The 16,113-nt window shown below is 60.5% G+C and carries 16 protein-coding genes and 1 pseudogene; 11 read left to right on the top strand and 6 right to left on the bottom strand.

Features of this window, described 5'->3' with window-relative positions; all coding sequences use genetic code 11:
- Positions 1 to 70 precede the first annotated feature (70 nt).
- From rpoZ to BLU48_RS27750, 4 genes are read left to right on the top strand one after another with little or no spacing between them, the layout of a single operon-like run.
- Positions 71 to 334 (top strand): DNA-directed RNA polymerase subunit omega, encoded by a 264-nt coding sequence (gene rpoZ, locus BLU48_RS27735; RefSeq protein WP_003195508.1) that lies wholly within the window; start codon positions 71 to 73, stop codon positions 332 to 334.
- Positions 335 to 394: 60 nt separating this feature from the next.
- Complete coding sequence (gene spoT / locus BLU48_RS27740) at positions 395 to 2,500, top strand: bifunctional GTP diphosphokinase/guanosine-3',5'-bis pyrophosphate 3'-pyrophosphohydrolase (RefSeq protein ID WP_057023328.1); 2,106 nt, start codon at positions 395 to 397, stop codon at positions 2,498 to 2,500.
- Positions 2,501 to 2,539: 39 nt separating this feature from the next.
- Positions 2,540 to 2,920 (top strand): RidA family protein, encoded by a 381-nt coding sequence (locus tag BLU48_RS27745; RefSeq protein WP_003176922.1) that lies wholly within the window; start codon positions 2,540 to 2,542, stop codon positions 2,918 to 2,920.
- A 55-nt stretch (positions 2,921 to 2,975) separates the two neighbouring features.
- A complete protein-coding gene (locus BLU48_RS27750) occupies positions 2,976 to 3,719 on the top strand; it encodes a hypothetical protein (protein ID WP_057023327.1) in 744 nt (247 codons plus the stop codon).
- 123 nt (positions 3,720 to 3,842) lie between these two features.
- Here the strand turns inward: BLU48_RS27750 and BLU48_RS27755 are convergent, their stop codons facing one another.
- A complete protein-coding gene (locus BLU48_RS27755; RefSeq protein ID WP_057023326.1) occupies positions 3,843 to 4,694 on the bottom strand; it encodes an SDR family oxidoreductase in 852 nt (283 codons plus the stop codon).
- Positions 4,695 to 4,884: 190 nt separating this feature from the next.
- Between BLU48_RS27755 and exbB the strand changes: the two genes are divergently transcribed.
- The 6 genes from exbB (at position 4,885) to BLU48_RS27785 (ending at position 11,697) form a co-directional block, all read left to right on the top strand.
- The gene (gene exbB / locus BLU48_RS27760) at positions 4,885 to 5,871 is read left to right on the top strand and encodes a tonB-system energizer ExbB (RefSeq protein ID WP_057023325.1); all 987 of its coding nucleotides are present in this window, start codon (positions 4,885 to 4,887) and stop codon (positions 5,869 to 5,871) included.
- Positions 5,872 to 5,877: 6 nt separating this feature from the next.
- The gene (exbD, locus tag BLU48_RS27765; RefSeq protein WP_003176926.1) at positions 5,878 to 6,303 is read left to right on the top strand and encodes a TonB system transport protein ExbD; all 426 of its coding nucleotides are present in this window, start codon (positions 5,878 to 5,880) and stop codon (positions 6,301 to 6,303) included.
- Positions 6,300 to 7,049, top strand: coding sequence for a TonB family protein (locus BLU48_RS27770; RefSeq protein ID WP_057011438.1), 750 nt, complete (start codon positions 6,300 to 6,302; stop codon positions 7,047 to 7,049). Before exbD ends, BLU48_RS27770 begins: the two co-directional genes overlap by 4 nt.
- Before the next feature lie 165 nt (positions 7,050 to 7,214).
- Entirely contained in the window at positions 7,215 to 8,135 is a 921-nt protein-coding gene (locus tag BLU48_RS27775) for a hydrogen peroxide-inducible genes activator (protein WP_043048080.1), read from the top strand.
- 8 nt (positions 8,136 to 8,143) lie between these two features.
- Positions 8,144 to 10,219: an ATP-dependent DNA helicase RecG gene (gene recG, locus BLU48_RS27780; RefSeq protein WP_057023339.1), complete on the top strand. Its 2,076-nt coding sequence runs from the start codon at positions 8,144 to 8,146 to the stop codon at positions 10,217 to 10,219.
- A gap of 77 nt (positions 10,220 to 10,296) precedes the next feature.
- Positions 10,297 to 11,697, top strand: a complete 1,401-nt coding sequence (locus tag BLU48_RS27785; RefSeq protein ID WP_057023324.1) for an aminoacyl-tRNA deacylase and HDOD domain-containing protein — start codon at positions 10,297 to 10,299, stop codon at positions 11,695 to 11,697.
- Between the two features lie 130 nt (positions 11,698 to 11,827).
- Here BLU48_RS27785 and BLU48_RS32095 read toward each other — a convergent pair.
- From BLU48_RS32095 to BLU48_RS27800, 3 genes and pseudogenes are all read right to left on the bottom strand, one after another.
- Positions 11,828 to 11,908 (bottom strand): annotated as a pseudogene (locus BLU48_RS32095) (helicase); the annotation flags it as partial.
- Between the two features lie 97 nt (positions 11,909 to 12,005).
- Complete coding sequence (locus BLU48_RS27795) at positions 12,006 to 12,482, bottom strand: DUF6392 family protein (protein WP_057023323.1); 477 nt, start codon at positions 12,480 to 12,482, stop codon at positions 12,006 to 12,008.
- Positions 12,376 to 13,947 carry an S-type pyocin domain-containing protein gene (locus tag BLU48_RS27800; protein WP_231989002.1) on the bottom strand — a complete coding sequence of 524 codons (1,572 nt, stop codon included), beginning with the start codon at positions 13,945 to 13,947 and terminating at the stop codon, positions 12,376 to 12,378. The genes BLU48_RS27795 and BLU48_RS27800 overlap by 107 nt, the downstream gene beginning before the upstream one ends.
- Positions 13,948 to 14,255: 308 nt before the next feature.
- On the opposite strand from BLU48_RS27800, the gene BLU48_RS27805 reads away from it, so the two are divergent.
- Entirely contained in the window at positions 14,256 to 14,498 is a 243-nt protein-coding gene (locus BLU48_RS27805) for a DUF6124 family protein (RefSeq protein WP_057023321.1), read from the top strand.
- Between the two features lie 128 nt (positions 14,499 to 14,626).
- On the opposite strand, the gene BLU48_RS27810 is transcribed toward BLU48_RS27805, so the two are convergent.
- Both BLU48_RS27810 and tagQ read right to left on the bottom strand, forming a co-directional pair.
- Positions 14,627 to 15,004, bottom strand: a complete 378-nt coding sequence (locus BLU48_RS27810; protein WP_046070103.1) for a hypothetical protein — start codon at positions 15,002 to 15,004, stop codon at positions 14,627 to 14,629.
- Positions 15,005 to 15,128: 124 nt separating this feature from the next.
- Positions 15,129 to 16,052 carry a type VI secretion system-associated lipoprotein TagQ gene (gene tagQ / locus BLU48_RS27815; protein WP_043048086.1) on the bottom strand — a complete coding sequence of 308 codons (924 nt, stop codon included), beginning with the start codon at positions 16,050 to 16,052 and terminating at the stop codon, positions 15,129 to 15,131.
- Positions 16,053 to 16,113: the final 61 nt, after the last annotated feature.

A 16,113-nucleotide genomic window follows, 5' to 3' on the forward strand; every position in this document is an offset into this window, starting at 1 on the left:
TTTTTTTAAACTGCTCAGTCCGCTCGCCCAACCGGGCAGCGCGCATCTTGCATTCGCTCCGAGGAATACCATGGCCCGCGTAACCGTTGAAGACTGCCTAGAACACGTGGATAACCGCTTTGAGCTGGTCATGCTCTCTACCAAGCGTGCCCGTCAACTGGCCACTGGCGGCAAAGAGCCTCTGGTCCAGTGGGAAAACGACAAGCCTACCGTTGTAGCCCTGCGTGAAATTGCTGAAGGCCTGATGAGCTACGAGTTCATCGCCAACGCCGAAATCGTTGAAGACGAGCCGCTGTTTGCAGCGTTCGAAGGCGAGTCCAACGAGGACGTCTAAGCCTATGCCTGGTCGACGTAGCACGGCGCGGGGTCACAGCCATCGGCAGGAGTTCACACTTTGCCGAGCATAGACGCCCTCGCCGATCGCTTATCGACCTACCTCGGCCCAGACCAGGTCAACCTGGTCCGCCGAGCGTATTTCTACGCCGAACAAGCCCACGATGGCCAACGCCGCCGCAGTGGCGAGGCGTATGTCACCCATCCTCTCGCGGTGGCAAATATTCTTGCCGACATGCACATGGACCATCAGAGCCTGATGGCTGCGATGCTGCATGACGTGATCGAAGACACCGGCATCGCCAAGGAAGCGCTCAGCGCGCAGTTTGGCGAAACCGTGGCCGAACTGGTCGACGGGGTCAGCAAACTGACCCAGATGAACTTCGAGACCAAGGCCGAAGCCCAGGCGGAAAACTTTCAGAAGATGGCCATGGCCATGGCCCGGGATATCCGGGTGATCCTGGTCAAGCTGGCCGACCGGCTGCACAACATGCGCACGCTGGAAGTGCTGTCCGGCGAAAAACGTCGGCGCATCGCCAAGGAAACTCTGGAAATCTACGCGCCCATCGCCAACCGGCTGGGCATGCACGCCATTCGCATCGAATTCGAAGACCTCGGTTTCAAGGCCATGCACCCGATGCGTTCGGCGCGCATCTACCAGGCGGTCAAGCGCGCCCGGGGCAACCGCAAGGAAATCGTCAACAAGATCGAAGAGTCCCTGAGCCATTGCCTGGCGATCGACGAGATCGAGGGCGAAGTCAGCGGCCGGCAGAAGCATATCTACGGCATCTACAAGAAGATGCGCGGCAAACGCCGGGCCTTCAACGAGATCATGGACGTGTATGCGTTCCGGATCATCGTCGACAAGGTCGATACCTGCTACCGCGTGCTGGGCGCTGTGCATAATTTGTACAAACCCCTGCCGGGCCGCTTCAAGGACTACATCGCGATCCCCAAGGCCAACGGCTACCAGTCGCTGCACACCACGCTGTTCGGTATGCATGGCGTGCCCATCGAGATCCAGATCCGCACCCGCGAAATGGAAGAGATGGCCAACAACGGCATCGCCGCCCACTGGCTGTACAAATCCAGCGGCGACGAGCAGCCCAAAGGCACCCATGCCCGCGCCCGCCAATGGGTCAAGGGCGTGCTGGAAATGCAGCAACGTGCCGGCAACTCCCTGGAATTCATCGAAAGCGTAAAGATCGACCTGTTCCCGGACGAGGTCTACGTGTTCACGCCCAAGGGTCGGATCATGGAGCTGCCAAAAGGCTCCACGGCGGTCGACTTTGCCTACGCGGTGCACACCGACGTCGGCAACAGCTGCATCGCCTGCCGCATCAATCGTCGTCTCGCACCGCTGTCCGAACCGTTGCAAAGTGGCTCCACAGTCGAGATCGTCAGTGCTCCAGGCGCACGCCCGAACCCGGCGTGGCTCAACTTCGTGGTCACCGGCAAGGCACGTACGCATATTCGCCATGCCCTGAAACTGCAGCGTCGTTCCGAGTCAATCAGCCTGGGAGAACGCCTGCTGAACAAAGTACTCAACGGTTTCGACAGCGCCCTGGACAGGATCCCGCAGGAACGCGTGCAAGCGATGCTCCACGAATACCGTCAGGAAACCATCGAAGACCTGCTGGAAGATATCGGCCTGGGCAACCGCATGGCCTACGTGGTCGCCCGCCGTCTGCTGGGCGAAGGCGAACAGTTGCCGAGCCCGGAAGGCCCGCTGGCGATTCGTGGTACCGAGGGCCTGGTGCTCAGCTACGCCAAATGCTGCACGCCGATCCCTGGCGACCCGATTGTCGGGCACTTGTCCGCGGGCAAGGGCATGGTGGTACACCTGGACAACTGCCGCAACATCACCGAAATCCGTCACAACCCGGAAAAATGCATCCAGCTCTCGTGGGCCAAGGATGTCACCGGCGAATTCAACGTCGAGCTGCGGGTGGAGCTGGAACACCAGCGCGGCCTGATCGCCCTGCTGGCCAGCAGCGTCAACGCCGCCGACGGCAATATCGAGAAAATCAGCATGGACGAACGTGATGGTCGCATCAGCGTGGTCCAGCTGGTGGTCAGCGTGCACGACCGCGTGCACCTGGCCCGCGTGATCAAGAAACTGCGTGCCTTGACTGGGGTCATCCGCATCACCCGTATGCGTGCATGACTCCTCAGATAACTCATCACCCATTACAAGGAGTCACTCATGACCAAGACAGTTATCACCAGCGATAAAGCCCCAGCCGCCATCGGCACCTACTCCCAGGCGATTAAGGCGGGCAACACCGTCTACATGTCCGGCCAGATCCCACTGGACCCAAAGACCATGGAACTGGTTGAAGGCTTCGAAGCCCAGACCGTACAGGTCTTCGAAAACCTCAAGTCCGTGGCCGAGGCCGCCGGCGGTTCATTCAAGGACATCGTCAAGCTGAACATCTTCCTCACCGACCTGAGCCACTTCGCCAAGGTCAACGAGATCATGGGCAAGTACTTCGAACAACCCTACCCGGCCCGCGCCGCCATTGGCGTTGCCGCCCTGCCAAAAGGCGCGCAGGTTGAGATGGACGCCATTCTGGTCATCGAGTAAAACACCCGGCGCAGCCCAACAGGCTGCGCCGACTTCGTTTCAGAAGGATTTCGTGATGCGCAAAGCGCTTGTAGCCTCTTCGTTGCTCGCCCTGGTGCTGGGCGGCTGTGCCAGCAACCCCGCCGATCTGGATGTGAGCGGTACCTGGATCAACCAGGCCGCCATCGATGCGGCAGCCAAGGGCGGCCCTTTGCGTGAAGCCCTGCAGTCCTATGGCCCCAACCTTGAGTGGGAGGTCAACACCAAGGCTGCGCAGGCGCGCTACTACAATGGTTTTGAAGTAGCCGAAGGCAAGCTGACCGGTGAAAAGTCCGGCGCCTGGAGCGTCGACTTCTACGGCAGCACCGCTACCGAACTCAAGCGCAAAGGCAAGCAGCTGCTGCAAGTAGCCAATGACAATGAGCCAGAGCAACTGTTCGGCCGCGCCAAAGAGCCAGCCCCTGAAGGCGCGCCATTGGGCGCCAACTTCGAGCGGGCGCTGTACGCGACCTACATGGGTGGCGACTGGAAGATCACCGACGGCACGGGCAGCGGCGCCACGGTGCAGTTCCAGGCTGACGGCAAGGTCGCCGGCCTACCTGGCGTTGACCGTTACTCGCTGTGCCTGGCGGGTGATTGCGCCTCCATGAGCGGCGGTTACGACAGCATCTGGCTGCAACTGAACGGCCAGGGCAACCCGTGGATCTTCACGCACAAGGGTGAACAGCTGGAAATCTTCCAGGCAATCAATACCGCGCAGGCGGATGAAGTGCCTCAGTTCACCCCAGGCCCGCGCCAGTGGCTGCTTGAAAAGCCATAACAGCATCACCTGAATCCAAATGTGGGAGGGGGCTTGCTCCCGATAGCAGTACTGAAGTCAATATGTCTTTGGCTGACTCACCGCTATCGGGAGCAAGCCCCCTCCCACATTCTCAGATTGATTTCAGCCCTTGAGTATCGCGGCATACCCTTCACGATAGGTCGGATACTTGGGCACCCAACCAAGGGCCTTAACCCTGGCATTGCTGCATTGCTTGCTGCCCGCACGCCGCACACTGGCGTCATCAGCCCATTCGGTCACACCCAGGTACTCGCGCAACCAGCCCACCACCTCGGCCAATGGCGCCGGCGCATCGTCGACACCGATGTAGACTTTGTCCAATGTACCGCCCTGCTCTACGTGCCGCAGTAAAAACGCCAGCAGCCCGGCCGCATCATCGGCGTGAATCCGGTTGCCATATAAAGGCGGGTCAATCGCTACCCGATAGCCTTGGCGCACCTGGGTCAACAGCCATTCGCGTCCCGGACCGTAAATCCCGGTCAGCCGTACAATAGTGGCGGGGATGCCGCTGTCGAGCGCCACTTGCTCTGCCTCCAGCATCACCTGCCCGGAGTAACCCTTCGCTTGCGTCTCTGACGTTTCGTCGACCCACTCGCCGTTCTGCTGCCCATACACACTGCTGCTGGATACGAACAACAGGTGTTTCGGCTCCTGGCCGTAGTCCTTCAACCACTCCAGCACATGTTGCAGCCCCTGCACGTAAGCGGCGCGATAGCCGGTTTCGTCATGGTCGGTGGCAGCGGCGCAATACACCAGGTAATCCACCCCGCCGATAGGCCAGGTGTCAGGGCAATCCTTGTCGAACAGGTCGCCGGCGATGCCAATCACCCCCTCGGGCAGGCGCGAAATATCGCGGCGCAAGCCATGAACCTCCCATTCCGAGGCCAGCAATTGGCTAGCCAGCCGACTACCCACATCGCCGCAACCGGCAATCACAACAGAAGGCACAGACATCACAAAACTCCGTTCTTAAAGGCGCAGATTAGCCGCCAGACATGACCAGCGGCCAGAAAAAGCCAAATAAAGTTACTGTATTACTTCTGTTAACAAGAATTACTTGCAATAATAACCACCCATTTGTCCTCGCCCCCCCACCTGGGTTTGGAAGGACGATCACCCATTTTTTCTCTCAGGTCCGGCCAGCATGACACGTAATACAAAACCCGCTTCGCCAACCAAGCCTCACAGTCCATCCCGCGCCTGGCGTGCGATTGCTGCGATGCTGTTCAGCATACTGCTGGCACCGACCGCCGCATTCGCTGATGCCACGGCCCCCGCCGCTCCGGCTGCCACCGAGCAAAATGCTGCTGCCCCGGCGGCCGCTCCAGCTCCAGCTCCAGCCGCTACCGACCCGGCCCAGGCTGCGGGCGACGCCGCACCTGCCGACGAAACCGGCGTGGTGCTGGAAGAAGACAACACCCTGGGCATGGCCCACGACTTGTCGCCATGGGGCATGTACCAGAATGCCGACGTGGTGGTGAAGGCCGTGATGATCGGCCTGGCCATCGCCTCGATCATTACCTGGACTATCTGGATTGCCAAAGGCTTCGAGCTGCTGGGTGCCAAGCGCCGCCTGCGTGCTGAAATCGTCCACCTGAAAAAAGCCACCACCCTCAAGGAAGCGAGCGAAACCGCGACCAGGAAGGGCACCCTGGCCAACACCCTGGTGCACGACGCCCTGGAAGAAATGCGCCTGTCGGCCAATACCCGCGAAAAAGAAGGTATCAAGGAGCGCGTGGCTTTCCGCCTCGAGCGCCTGGTTGCGGCCTGCGGCCGTAACATGAGCAGCGGCACCGGCGTACTCGCCACCATTGGCTCCACCGCACCTTTCGTCGGCCTGTTCGGCACCGTATGGGGCATCATGAACAGCTTCATCGGCATCGCCAAGACCCAGACCACCAACCTCGCCGTCGTTGCCCCCGGCATCGCCGAAGCCCTGCTGGCTACCGCCCTGGGCCTGGTTGCCGCGATCCCTGCGGTGGTGATCTACAACGTCTTCGCCCGTTCGATTGCCGGCTACAAAGCCCAGGTTTCGGATGCATCGGCAGAAGTCCTGTTGCTGGTCAGCCGTGACCTCGATCACCTGCCTACCGAGCGCAGCTCGCAACCGCACATGGTGAAAGTGGGGTAATCGGCCATGGGCCTGCATTTGAATCAAGGCGACGACGAGCTCGTCGAGAACCACGAAATCAACGTCACACCGTTTATCGACGTGATGCTGGTGCTGCTGATCATCTTCATGGTGGCGGCACCGCTGGCCACCGTGGACATCAAGGTGGACCTGCCAGCCTCCAGCGCCAAGCCGGCGCCGCGGCCGGAGAAACCGATCTTCCTCAGCGTCAAGGCAGACCAACGCCTGTTCCTGGGCGAAGAAGAAGTCAAGACTGAAAGCCTGGGCCCGGTGCTCGATGCCAAGACCCAGGGTAAGAAAGACACGACGATCTTCTTCCAGGCCGACAAAGGCGTGGACTACGGCGACCTGATGAGCGTGATGGATGCCCTGCGGGCAGCCGGCTACCTCAAGGTGGGCCTGGTCGGACTTGAGACGGCAGCCAAGAAATGATCACGACGCGCCACAAACTGACGCGTTATGGCACCAGCCTCGCCGTCGTGCTGGGCGTGCATGCCGTCGCGATCATCATCGCGCTCCAATGGTCCGCGCCGCAGGTGATCCAGTTGCCACCCGCCGCCATGGTCATCGACCTGGCGCCGATGCCGGCACCACCACCTCCGGCACCGCCCAAGGTGGTGACGCCGCCGCAGCCGCCTGCCCCCGTGGAAGAGCTGCCCCTGCCAAAAATGGCCGAGGCGCCCAAGCCAACGATCCAGGTGCCCAAGCCGGTCAAGCCCAAGCCTAAGCCGCAACCGCCCAAGCCGGTAGAGAAGAAGCCCGAGCCACCCAAGGAAAAACCTTCCGAGGAGCCACCGAGCGAAACTCCACCGACCAATACACCGGCGGAAAAATCGGCCCAGCCCGCGCCTGGCCCATCGGCACAGCAGATAGCGGCCCAGGCGTCCTGGCAAAGCACCCTGCTGGCGCACCTGCAGAAGTACAAGAAGTACCCGCCCGCCGCCCAACAGCGCGGCAAGGAAGGTATGAACCGCTTGCGCTTCGTGGTCGATGCCGAAGGCAACGTATTGTCCTACGAGTTGGAAGGCCGCTCCGGCAACGCCGACCTGGACCGTGCGACCCTGGAGATGATCCGCAAGGCCCAGCCGCTGCCCAAGCCACCAGCCGACCTGCTGAAAAATGGCAGCGTCGAACTCGTTGCGCCGTTCGTCTACAACATCGACAAGCGCCGCCGTTAAACACATCTACAAGCAATGCGGGAGAAAGTTTTTACTCCCGCATTCGCCATCGCCAAATCAGCAAAATTTCCGACATTCCCCACTCAATCCCCAGCAAAGTTCTGATAACGTGCGTCTATCGATTGCAGCCGGTATGCTTGGCCTGCAACCTCATGGACGCCTGCTATGACTCTTACAGAATTACGCTACATCGTGACCCTCGCCCAGGAACAGCACTTCGGCCACGCGGCCGAGCGTTGCCATGTCAGCCAGCCGACGCTGTCGGTGGGCGTCAAAAAGCTTGAAGACGAACTCGGTGTGTTGATTTTCGAGCGCAGCAAGAGCGCCGTGCGCCTCACTCCGGTGGGCGAAGGCATCGTGGCCCAGGCCCAGAAGGTCCTGGAACAAGCGCAAAGCATTCGCGAACTGGCCCAGGCCGGCAAGAACCAGCTGACCGCGCCGCTCAAGGTCGGCGCGATCTACACTGTCGGCCCGTATCTGTTCCCGCACTTGATCCCGCAACTGCATCGCGTCGCGCCGCAGATGCCGCTGTATATCGAAGAAAACTTCACCCACGTGCTGCGCGACAAACTGCGCAATGGCGAGTTGGACGCGATCATCATCGCCCTGCCGTTCAACGAGGCGGACGTACTCACGCTACCTCTCTACGACGAGCCGTTCTACGTGTTGATGCCGGCCTCCCACCCGTGGACCAAGAAGGACACTATCGACGCCGCCCTGCTCAACGACAAGAGCCTGCTGCTGCTTGGCGAAGGCCACTGCTTCCGCGACCAGGTATTGGAAGCCTGCCCGACCCTGACCAAGGGCAACGACGGCGCCAAGCACACCACGGTGGAATCCAGCTCACTGGAAACCATTCGCCATATGGTCGCTTCCGGCCTGGGCATCTCGATCCTGCCGCTGTCAGCCGTAGACAGCCATCACTACGCCCAGGGCGTAATCGAAGTGCGCCCGCTCACACCTCCGGTGCCGTTCCGCACCGTGGCGATCGCCTGGCGTGCCAGCTTCCCACGCCCCAAAGCGATTGAGATTCTCGCCGATTCGATCCGCCTGTGCTCGGTGGCCAAGCCGCCCGTTGCGAGCTAAGCAACCGTATGACTGAGCTGTCGCAGGTGCCGGTGACGGCACTCAAGGGTGTGGGTGAGGCCATGGCCGAGAAGCTGGCCAAGGTCGGCCTGGAAAACCTCCAGGACGTGCTGTTCCATTTGCCCCTGCGCTACCAGGATCGCACCCGCGTGGTGCCCATCGGCCACTTGCGCCCCGGGCAGGACGCGGTGATCGAAGGCACCGTCAGCGGCGCCGACGTGGTGATGGGCAAACGCCGTAGCCTGGTAGTGCGCCTGCAGGATGGCACCGGTGGCTTGAGCCTGCGCTTCTACCATTTCAGCAACGCGCAGAAAGAGGGCCTCAAGCGTGGTACCCGCGTGCGCTGCTACGGCGAGGCGCGCCCTGGCGCTTCGGGCCTGGAAATCTACCACCCGGAATACCGCGCCATTACCGGCGACGAACCGCCACCGGTAGATACCACGCTCACACCGATCTACCCGCTGACCGAAGGCCTGACCCAGCAACGCCTGCGCCAGCTGTGCATGCAGACCCTGACCATGCTCGGCCCGCAAAGCCTGCCCGACTGGCTGCCCCTGGAGCTGGCCCGCGACTATCAACTGGCGCCCCTGGCTGATGCGATCCGCTACCTGCACCACCCGCCCGCCGATGCCGACGTGGACGAACTCGCTCTCGGCCATCATTGGGCCCAGCATCGCCTGGCCTTCGAAGAGCTGCTGACCCACCAACTGTCCCAGCAGCGCCTGCGTGAAAGCATGCGCTCCCTGCGCGCCCCGGCAATGCCAAAGGCCACCCGGCTGCCGGCGCAATACCTGGCTAACCTCGGCTTTGCGCCGACCGGAGCGCAACAGCGTGTGGGCAATGAAATCGCCTACGACCTCAGCCAGCAAGAACCGATGCTGCGCCTGATCCAGGGCGACGTAGGCACAGGCAAGACCGTGGTGGCTGCCCTCGCCGCCTTGCAAGCACTGGAGGCTGGTTATCAAGTGGCGCTGATGGCGCCCACTGAAATCCTTGCCGAACAACATTTCATCACCTTCAAGCGCTGGCTCGAACCGCTGGGCCTGGAAGTGGCGTGGCTGGCCGGCAAGCTCAAAGGCAAGAACCGCGCAAGCGCCCTGGAGCAGATCGCCGCGGGCGCCCCTATGGTGGTGGGCACCCATGCGTTGTTCCAGGACGAAGTGCAGTTCAAGAACCTTGCCTTGGTCATCATTGACGAACAGCACCGCTTCGGCGTGCAACAGCGCCTGGCCCTGCGCCAGAAAGGCGTGGGCGGGCGCATGAACCCGCACCAGTTGATCATGACCGCCACCCCGATCCCGCGCACCCTGGCCATGAGCGCCTACGCCGACCTCGACACCTCTATCCTCGACGAACTGCCGCCCGGGCGTACCCCGGTCAATACCGTGCTGGTCACCGACACCCGGCGCGTTGAAGTGATAGAGCGCGTGCGCGGCGCCTGTGCCGAAGGCCGTCAGGCGTACTGGGTGTGCACCTTGATCGAAGAGTCCGAAGAGCTGACCTGCCAGGCCGCCGAGACCACCTACGAAGACCTCACCAGCGCCTTGGGCGAACTCAAGGTCGGGCTGATCCATGGGCGCATGAAACCTGCGGAGAAGGCCGCAGTGATGGCCGAGTTCAAGGCCGGCAACCTGCAATTGCTGGTGGCGACCACGGTGATCGAAGTGGGCGTGGACGTGCCCAACGCCAGCCTGATGATCATCGAAAACCCCGAGCGCCTGGGCCTGGCGCAACTGCACCAACTGCGCGGCCGGGTCGGCCGGGGCAGTGCTGCCAGCCACTGCGTGTTGCTGTATCACCCGCCGCTGTCGCAGATCGGTCGTCAGCGCCTGGGGATCATGCGCGAAACCAATGACGGTTTTGTCATCGCCGAAAAAGACCTCGAACTGCGCGGTCCGGGTGAAATGCTCGGCACGCGCCAGACCGGCCTGCTGCAATTCAAGGTTGCTGACCTGATGCGCGACGCCGATCTGTTGCCTGCCGTGCGCGACGCCGCCCAGGCCCTGCTCGAACGCTGGCCCGATCACGTCAGCCCGTTGCTGGATCGCTGGCTGCGGCACGGGCAGCAATACGGCCAAGTGTGACGCCTGACGCACTTATCCGACCAACACCTGTATCAAGCTGGTTATACTCCAATGAATGTAAGAAATTGGATCAGGCCATGTCAGAAGTTGCCCTCGCCACAGCCCCACTGACCGCCCCGCCGGTCATTCGGGCGCTGCTCGCCAAGCTCGCCATCCCCTACACGGAAGTCATCGAACAACCTGGCATGAACCCTGCGCAAAAGGTCCAGGCGGTGTTGCTTGAAGATGCGGTTGGCGCACTCATGGTGCTGTTCCCCCAAAGCCAGTTGCTCGACCTCAACCGCCTCGCCGAACTCACGGGTCGCCGCCTCACGGCCGTTGCCCCTGAGCGCGTCGAACGCATGCTCGGCAAGCATGCCCTGAGTCTGCTGCCGGGCCTGCCGGCACTCACCAGTTCACCGTGCCTGTATGAAGGCAGCCTGCTCAACGAGCCGAGCCTGCTGGTGCATTCGGGCGAAGCCGGACTGTTGCTGGAAATCCCCGGCGACGCGTTCAAGGGTATGCTGACCAAGGCCAGCGCCGCGCACTTCGGTGAACCGCTGAGCAATATCCGCCCAAACCTCGACCGCCCCAATGATGACCGCGAGGAAATCACCCAGGCGATGCAGGCGTTCACCGCCCGCCGTATCCAGCAACGTCTTGAGGCGACCATCGAGATTCCACCGCTGGCCGACACGGCGCAAAAGATCATCAAGCTGCGCGTCGACCCCAACGCCACAATCGATGACATCACCGGCGTGGTGGAAACCGACCCGGCCCTCGCCGCCCAAGTGGTGAGTTGGGCCGCGTCGCCCTACTACGCATCGCCGGGCAAGATCCGTTCAGTCGAAGATGCCATCGTGCGCGTACTGGGCTTCGATCTGGTGATCAACCTGGCCCTCGGCCTGGCCCTGGGCAAGACCCTGAGCCTGCCCAAGGACCGTCCGCATCAGTCCACGCCCTATTGGCACCAGTCGATCTACACCGCCGCCGTGATCGAGGGCCTGACCCGCGCCATACCGCGCGCCCAGCGCCCGGAAGCCGGCCTGACCTACCTGGCCGGCCTGCTGCACAACTTCGGCTACCTGCTGCTGGCCCACGTGTTCCCGCCGCACTTTTCGCTGATCTGCCGGCATCTGGAGGTCAACCCGCACCTGTGCCACAGCTATGTCGAACAGCACTTGCTAGGTATCACCCGCGAGCAGATCGGTGCCTGGCTGATGCGCTATTGGGACATGCCCGACGAACTGTCCACCGCCCTGCGGTTTCAGCACGATCCGACCTATGACGGGCAATACGCTGAGTATCCGAACCTGGTGTGTTTGGCCGTACGCTTGTTGCGCAGCCGGGGGATTGGTTCCGGGCCCGACGAGACCATTCCAGATGCGCTGCTTGAGCGTCTGGGCCTGAGTCGTGAGAAGGCTGAGGAAGTAGTCGGCAAGGTGCTGGATGCCGAGGTGTTGTTGCGCGAACTGGCTTCCCAGTTCAGCCAGGGCTGAATGTGTAGCCCCTCAGGCCGCTATCGGGAGCAAGCCCCCTCCCACATTTGCCTGCATTCCAACGTTGGAACTCAATCAAATGTGGGAGGGGGCTTGCTCCCGATGCATCCAACTCGGCCTACCTGAAACCCTACTTCTTCTTTTTCGGCTTCAAATACTTGGTCAACCCCTGAAACCAGATTACCAGCGCCGGGTTGCCCTTGATCTGGATCTATTGATCGTTCCCACGCTCTGCGCTCATCGCTCTACACAAATCTCGATGAGCACAGAGCGAGGGAACAATCACTAACCGAGTAACGGAAGGTAGATCAGTCGTGGTTCTTATCAATCAATGTAAACACCAACGCCTTTACTTGAAAAGTGGGGCTGTACTTGCAGATCAACTTGATATTCGGATATGTACTTGGATCAAGGCGATAGGCATCCCATCCTCCAGTCATGCCCACGGGCTGTGGCATTTTTACAGGAGCACTCGATTCTATCGGGACGCCGAAATGAGACCGAATGTCGGATTTTGTCATCGTAGAAGCGAGCGGTTTGGGCAGCTCGCCCTTATATTCAACCGTTGAGGGAGTGCTTTTGATCAGAGTGATGAATAGCGTTTCCAATCGCTTGGTTTCTGCCCAAAAACTCAAGGAAAGACCCAATGCCGGTTCCAAGTGTAGGCGATCCCGCCCTTCATAAAGTTCCTGTAATGGCTGGTTCGGTATCAACCCTTCGGCAATCAAAACGTCGTAGCGCCTGCCAAGACTCCTGATCCAGCCCTCGATAGTTTTCGCATTCATCAATACCACCCCTGTTCTTTAGCGAGCCTATGCAGCTGCTCTCGAGCCACTTCAATGTCCGCATCGGTGAAGCCTTCTTCAAGAAGGCCGCGTTTAATCGCATTGAAATTGCTGTCCACTGCTGCCCTAAGGTCGGAGGCATCCTGCACCTGCTTTGCTTTGGTACTACGCCCCCGTAGGTCTCACTGTATTTTTGATGGACTCGGGCAGGAATAGCGATGCTTGGGGCTCGTCGAAGGTAATCCCTTATTTCCCGTGGATCCATTTCTCCGTCAAGTTTTAATAAAACGGCTTCAAGCACTTTACGAGCCGGAAGATGATCGATGTCATAACCATCTTTGATGCTACGACTGCTCAAGTCGTCATATGCCCCAACTTCCAGTGGAGTAACCATTGGCTTGGCAAACACCAAATACAACGGCGGCAGACCCGAATCAGCAGGAAACGAAATGATCGTATCCTGCCAGGTGACGTCCTCAGCTTCCCGACCTGGGTAGTGACTGATTACCGAATCTTGCCCCACTGCAACCGGATGAACGAACAAATTATCCAAGCGCTCCGGTGTACCTGGGTATGGGCTCGGCGCACTGACCACCGGTCCACGGTTCGGCGTCCAAGTGATGCTGATGCCATCCAGCACCGCCACCATCGCGCTGTTGTCCGCATTCCATCCGGCTTGCGCAACGGGCACGCGATCAACACCACTCTCAGGCTTGGTATGTATGCCGTAAACACGCAGTTCACCTGACTCATCCTGGCGAAACTGGAAACGCACCCGCGTACTGGCCGAGCGCATACCGGCCAACTGTGCGGGGCTGTACAGCGTTGAATCACCGATATCTCGCGGCCAAAAAGCCAGAAGCACGACGTTGAGGGCCGAACTGGCGCCGGCCAGCCCTCGTACAGCCCAGGCCCCGAGGTCGCTGCCGAGCGTTCCGGAGACCCTGCCGACGGCGCCCGTCGTACCGGTTGAGGCCATGACGGCCGTGGTGCCGAAGTTCCTGGCGTTTTCCGGGCCGGTTCCCGCAGCGGTAGAACCGGCCGGCACCGAAACGCATGATTTGGCGAAAACGCATGCATCAGCGGCACGATTCGGCGCAACGGGCGCGGAAAAGCTGGGAGGGGGCGAGACGGATGCGGTCGGTCCCATTCCAGCGGCGGTGAATCGTTGAGGCTGGGGGCCGAACTGCTGAGATTTGAAGCTCTGATTGGCAATCAACTCCGGCGGCGGATCGCATTTGCAGATACACAGATCCCCCTCAAGCGCCGCCTGCTTGCCGTCCCACTCTTCGTGCAGATGAGGGCCGGTGAGCGCGATGAAGCCTTCAGTGCCGCAGGCTGGACAAGCGACCCGGTCACCCTCCCTTGAGATCAATTCGCCGTTGAAACTGGTGCGCTCACAACCGCTGATCACTTTGCCACCCGCCGTGGTGGTTGAACCCGTGGTGATGTTGTAGCGCCTCACATCTGGCTCTGCACGCGGTCGTTGAGAGGGGTGTTGACTGGGCCGATTGACTGCAGGACCTGAGTATCAGTGCTCTTCATGGTTTGTCCTTTTTTACGCGTACGGGTGCTCAAACGCGGTCGTGGCGTCTGCCTCCTTTCAGTTGACGCTTTTTTATCGTCTACTGTGCTGCGTTATGGTGGCTGTGCGCGGGATACCTTCGGGTATGCCGGTTTCCTTAATCTCCGGTCCGCGAACCTGCGCACAGCTGCCACCCCATCGCATCGCGGCGATCAATGGCAGCTCCACTTAGATTAAGGAATTTCACAATGATCAAACCCACCCCCAACCCTCCCATCCGCCTGTTCACCGTTGCCGACAGCATCAGCACCGAAGACCTGTTGATCAACCTCAGCGAAACACTTGCTTCGGCCAACGCGCTGAGCTGCGACCTGGCCTTTAACTTAGAAGGTTCACCACGAGAGGAACTGCTGGGCGTTGCGCAATTGATTGAGCTGGCACAGTTGTTGGCTGATCGAGTACTCACTGTCTCAGGACAGGTAAGCCCGTGAGATGACGGACTGACCCCTTTTGAGAGCAAGTCACTTCCCACATTTGACCGAATTCCAGCTATGGAATGCATTCCAAGTGTGGGAGGGGGCTTGCTCCCGATGAATCCACCTCGGTTTTACTGAAAACCTCAGCTCTTCTTTTTCTTCGGTTTCAAATACTTGGTCAACCCCTGGAACCAGATCACCAGCGCCGGGTTGCCCTTGATCTGGATCGACTTATCCTGAATCCCCGTCATGAACGCCAGTTGCTTGTTCTTCGCCTGCATCGTGGCAAAACCGTAGGCGGCATCCTTGAAGGCAATCGCAAAAGCAGGCTCAGGGTGAACACCTGAACGGCTGGTGATGCGCTGGTCTTTGACAATGAAGTGACGGGCAACCTTGCCGTCGAGGGTCTGCAGCTGGAAGGCCAGGTCTTTGTCACCCAGTTGCTGCTGGAACGCGGGGTTGGTGCGGCTGGCTTTGCCCATCATCAGGCCCAGCACCCACAGGAGAAGACGAAATTTCATGCACACGGCCTCGGTGTATTTATTGGAGTGGCCGCAGCAGTGTAACGATTTGCAAAAAGAACGCCACCGATCTCGCGCTTTAGACGCAGATCGGCGGGCGTTTAACGCTTATAGCAACAAGTGCTTAGACGTTAGGGCAAGGCACCGGTGCCCAGTCGACCAGGTTCGGGTTGGTGCAGTTGAGCTTGAGCTGGGAATCACCCGCGTTGGCCACCTGCTTGCTTTCAGCCTGCTTGGCCTGGGCCGTTTGCAAGGTCTTCTCGGTGGTGACCGCTTCTTTCGGCACGGTTGGCAGCACTGGCTTTTTCGGTGGCTTGGTGCCGCCTTTCTTCTTCGTCGACGTCACAACGGGGGCTGCATCGGCCTGGGCCACGGTGACCACGTCGGCACGCTGTACGCCGACTTGTTGCAGGTCTTTTTCGTAGGCCTGGGTGTAGTTGTTCAGATCTTCGCTGGCTTTGCCGTTGACCGCGACGATCAGGTCATTGGATTCCTTCAGGCCCGCAACGATTTCCGCCAGGCGCTTGCGGCCTTCGGTGTCGTTGACAGTCTTGGCCTTGCGGTCGGCCACCAGCTTGGTGAACGCGCTCTGGTAGCACTGTTGCGAGGCCTTGGCGTAGGCGGTGCTGCGGTCGATGTCGGAAACGCTTTTGTTCACGTCAGCGGCATAGGAGGCAATGCGCTGGTTGTCATCGGCAATCTGCTTCTGACGCTCGGTGTAGTAACCCGCCGCGCCGCCGGCCAGAGCGCCGCCCGCAGCGCCGATGGCGGCGTTACGGCCACGCTTTTCCTTGTCGCCGGTCAGGGCGCCCAACAACGCACCGCCGGCCGCGCCGATGGCGGCACCGGTCACCACCGACTTGGTCATGTTCGAATCGGTAGCGCGCAGGTGCTGCACCGGCTCGTAGCAGTTGGGGTAGTACTCGACCTTGGTGCTCGATGCGACCTTGGAGGCTGGCGACGTAGCGCAACCAGTCAACACGGTGCTGAAACCGGCTGCGATCAGCAGCAGGTGACGCTTGGAAACCGCCTTACGGGAAAAAAGCATAGGTGTGATCTCTATTAAGTTTGACTTGCCCAGCACGGCCCACCGCCGCCTGAGTCCTTTC

Source organism: Pseudomonas synxantha (assembly GCF_900105675.1).
Classification (GTDB): domain Bacteria; phylum Pseudomonadota; class Gammaproteobacteria; order Pseudomonadales; family Pseudomonadaceae; genus Aquipseudomonas; species Aquipseudomonas synxantha.

Excerpts from the sequence above, each read along its gene's own strand:
- exbD (WP_003176926.1), top strand. The coding sequence starts at position 5,878 with ATGGGCCTGCATTTGAATCAAGGCGACGACGAGCTCGTCGAGAACCAC.
- BLU48_RS27750 (WP_057023327.1), top strand. The coding sequence starts at position 2,976 with ATGCGCAAAGCGCTTGTAGCCTCTTCGTTGCTCGCCCTGGTGCTGGGC.
- tagQ (WP_043048086.1), bottom strand. The coding sequence starts at position 16,052 with ATGCTTTTTTCCCGTAAGGCGGTTTCCAAGCGTCACCTGCTGCTGATC.
- BLU48_RS27775 (WP_043048080.1), top strand. The coding sequence starts at position 7,215 with ATGACTCTTACAGAATTACGCTACATCGTGACCCTCGCCCAGGAACAG.
- BLU48_RS27795 (WP_057023323.1), bottom strand. The coding sequence starts at position 12,482 with ATGAATGCGAAAACTATCGAGGGCTGGATCAGGAGTCTTGGCAGGCGC.
- BLU48_RS27745 (WP_003176922.1), top strand. The coding sequence starts at position 2,540 with ATGACCAAGACAGTTATCACCAGCGATAAAGCCCCAGCCGCCATCGGC.
- rpoZ (WP_003195508.1), top strand. The coding sequence starts at position 71 with ATGGCCCGCGTAACCGTTGAAGACTGCCTAGAACACGTGGATAACCGC.
- exbB (WP_057023325.1), top strand. The coding sequence starts at position 4,885 with ATGACACGTAATACAAAACCCGCTTCGCCAACCAAGCCTCACAGTCCA.
- BLU48_RS27770 (WP_057011438.1), top strand. The coding sequence starts at position 6,300 with ATGATCACGACGCGCCACAAACTGACGCGTTATGGCACCAGCCTCGCC.
- BLU48_RS27785 (WP_057023324.1), top strand. The coding sequence starts at position 10,297 with ATGTCAGAAGTTGCCCTCGCCACAGCCCCACTGACCGCCCCGCCGGTC.
- BLU48_RS27810 (WP_046070103.1), bottom strand. The coding sequence starts at position 15,004 with ATGAAATTTCGTCTTCTCCTGTGGGTGCTGGGCCTGATGATGGGCAAA.
- BLU48_RS27805 (WP_057023321.1), top strand. The coding sequence starts at position 14,256 with ATGATCAAACCCACCCCCAACCCTCCCATCCGCCTGTTCACCGTTGCC.
- recG (WP_057023339.1), top strand. The coding sequence starts at position 8,144 with ATGACTGAGCTGTCGCAGGTGCCGGTGACGGCACTCAAGGGTGTGGGT.
- BLU48_RS27755 (WP_057023326.1), bottom strand. The coding sequence starts at position 4,694 with ATGTCTGTGCCTTCTGTTGTGATTGCCGGTTGCGGCGATGTGGGTAGT.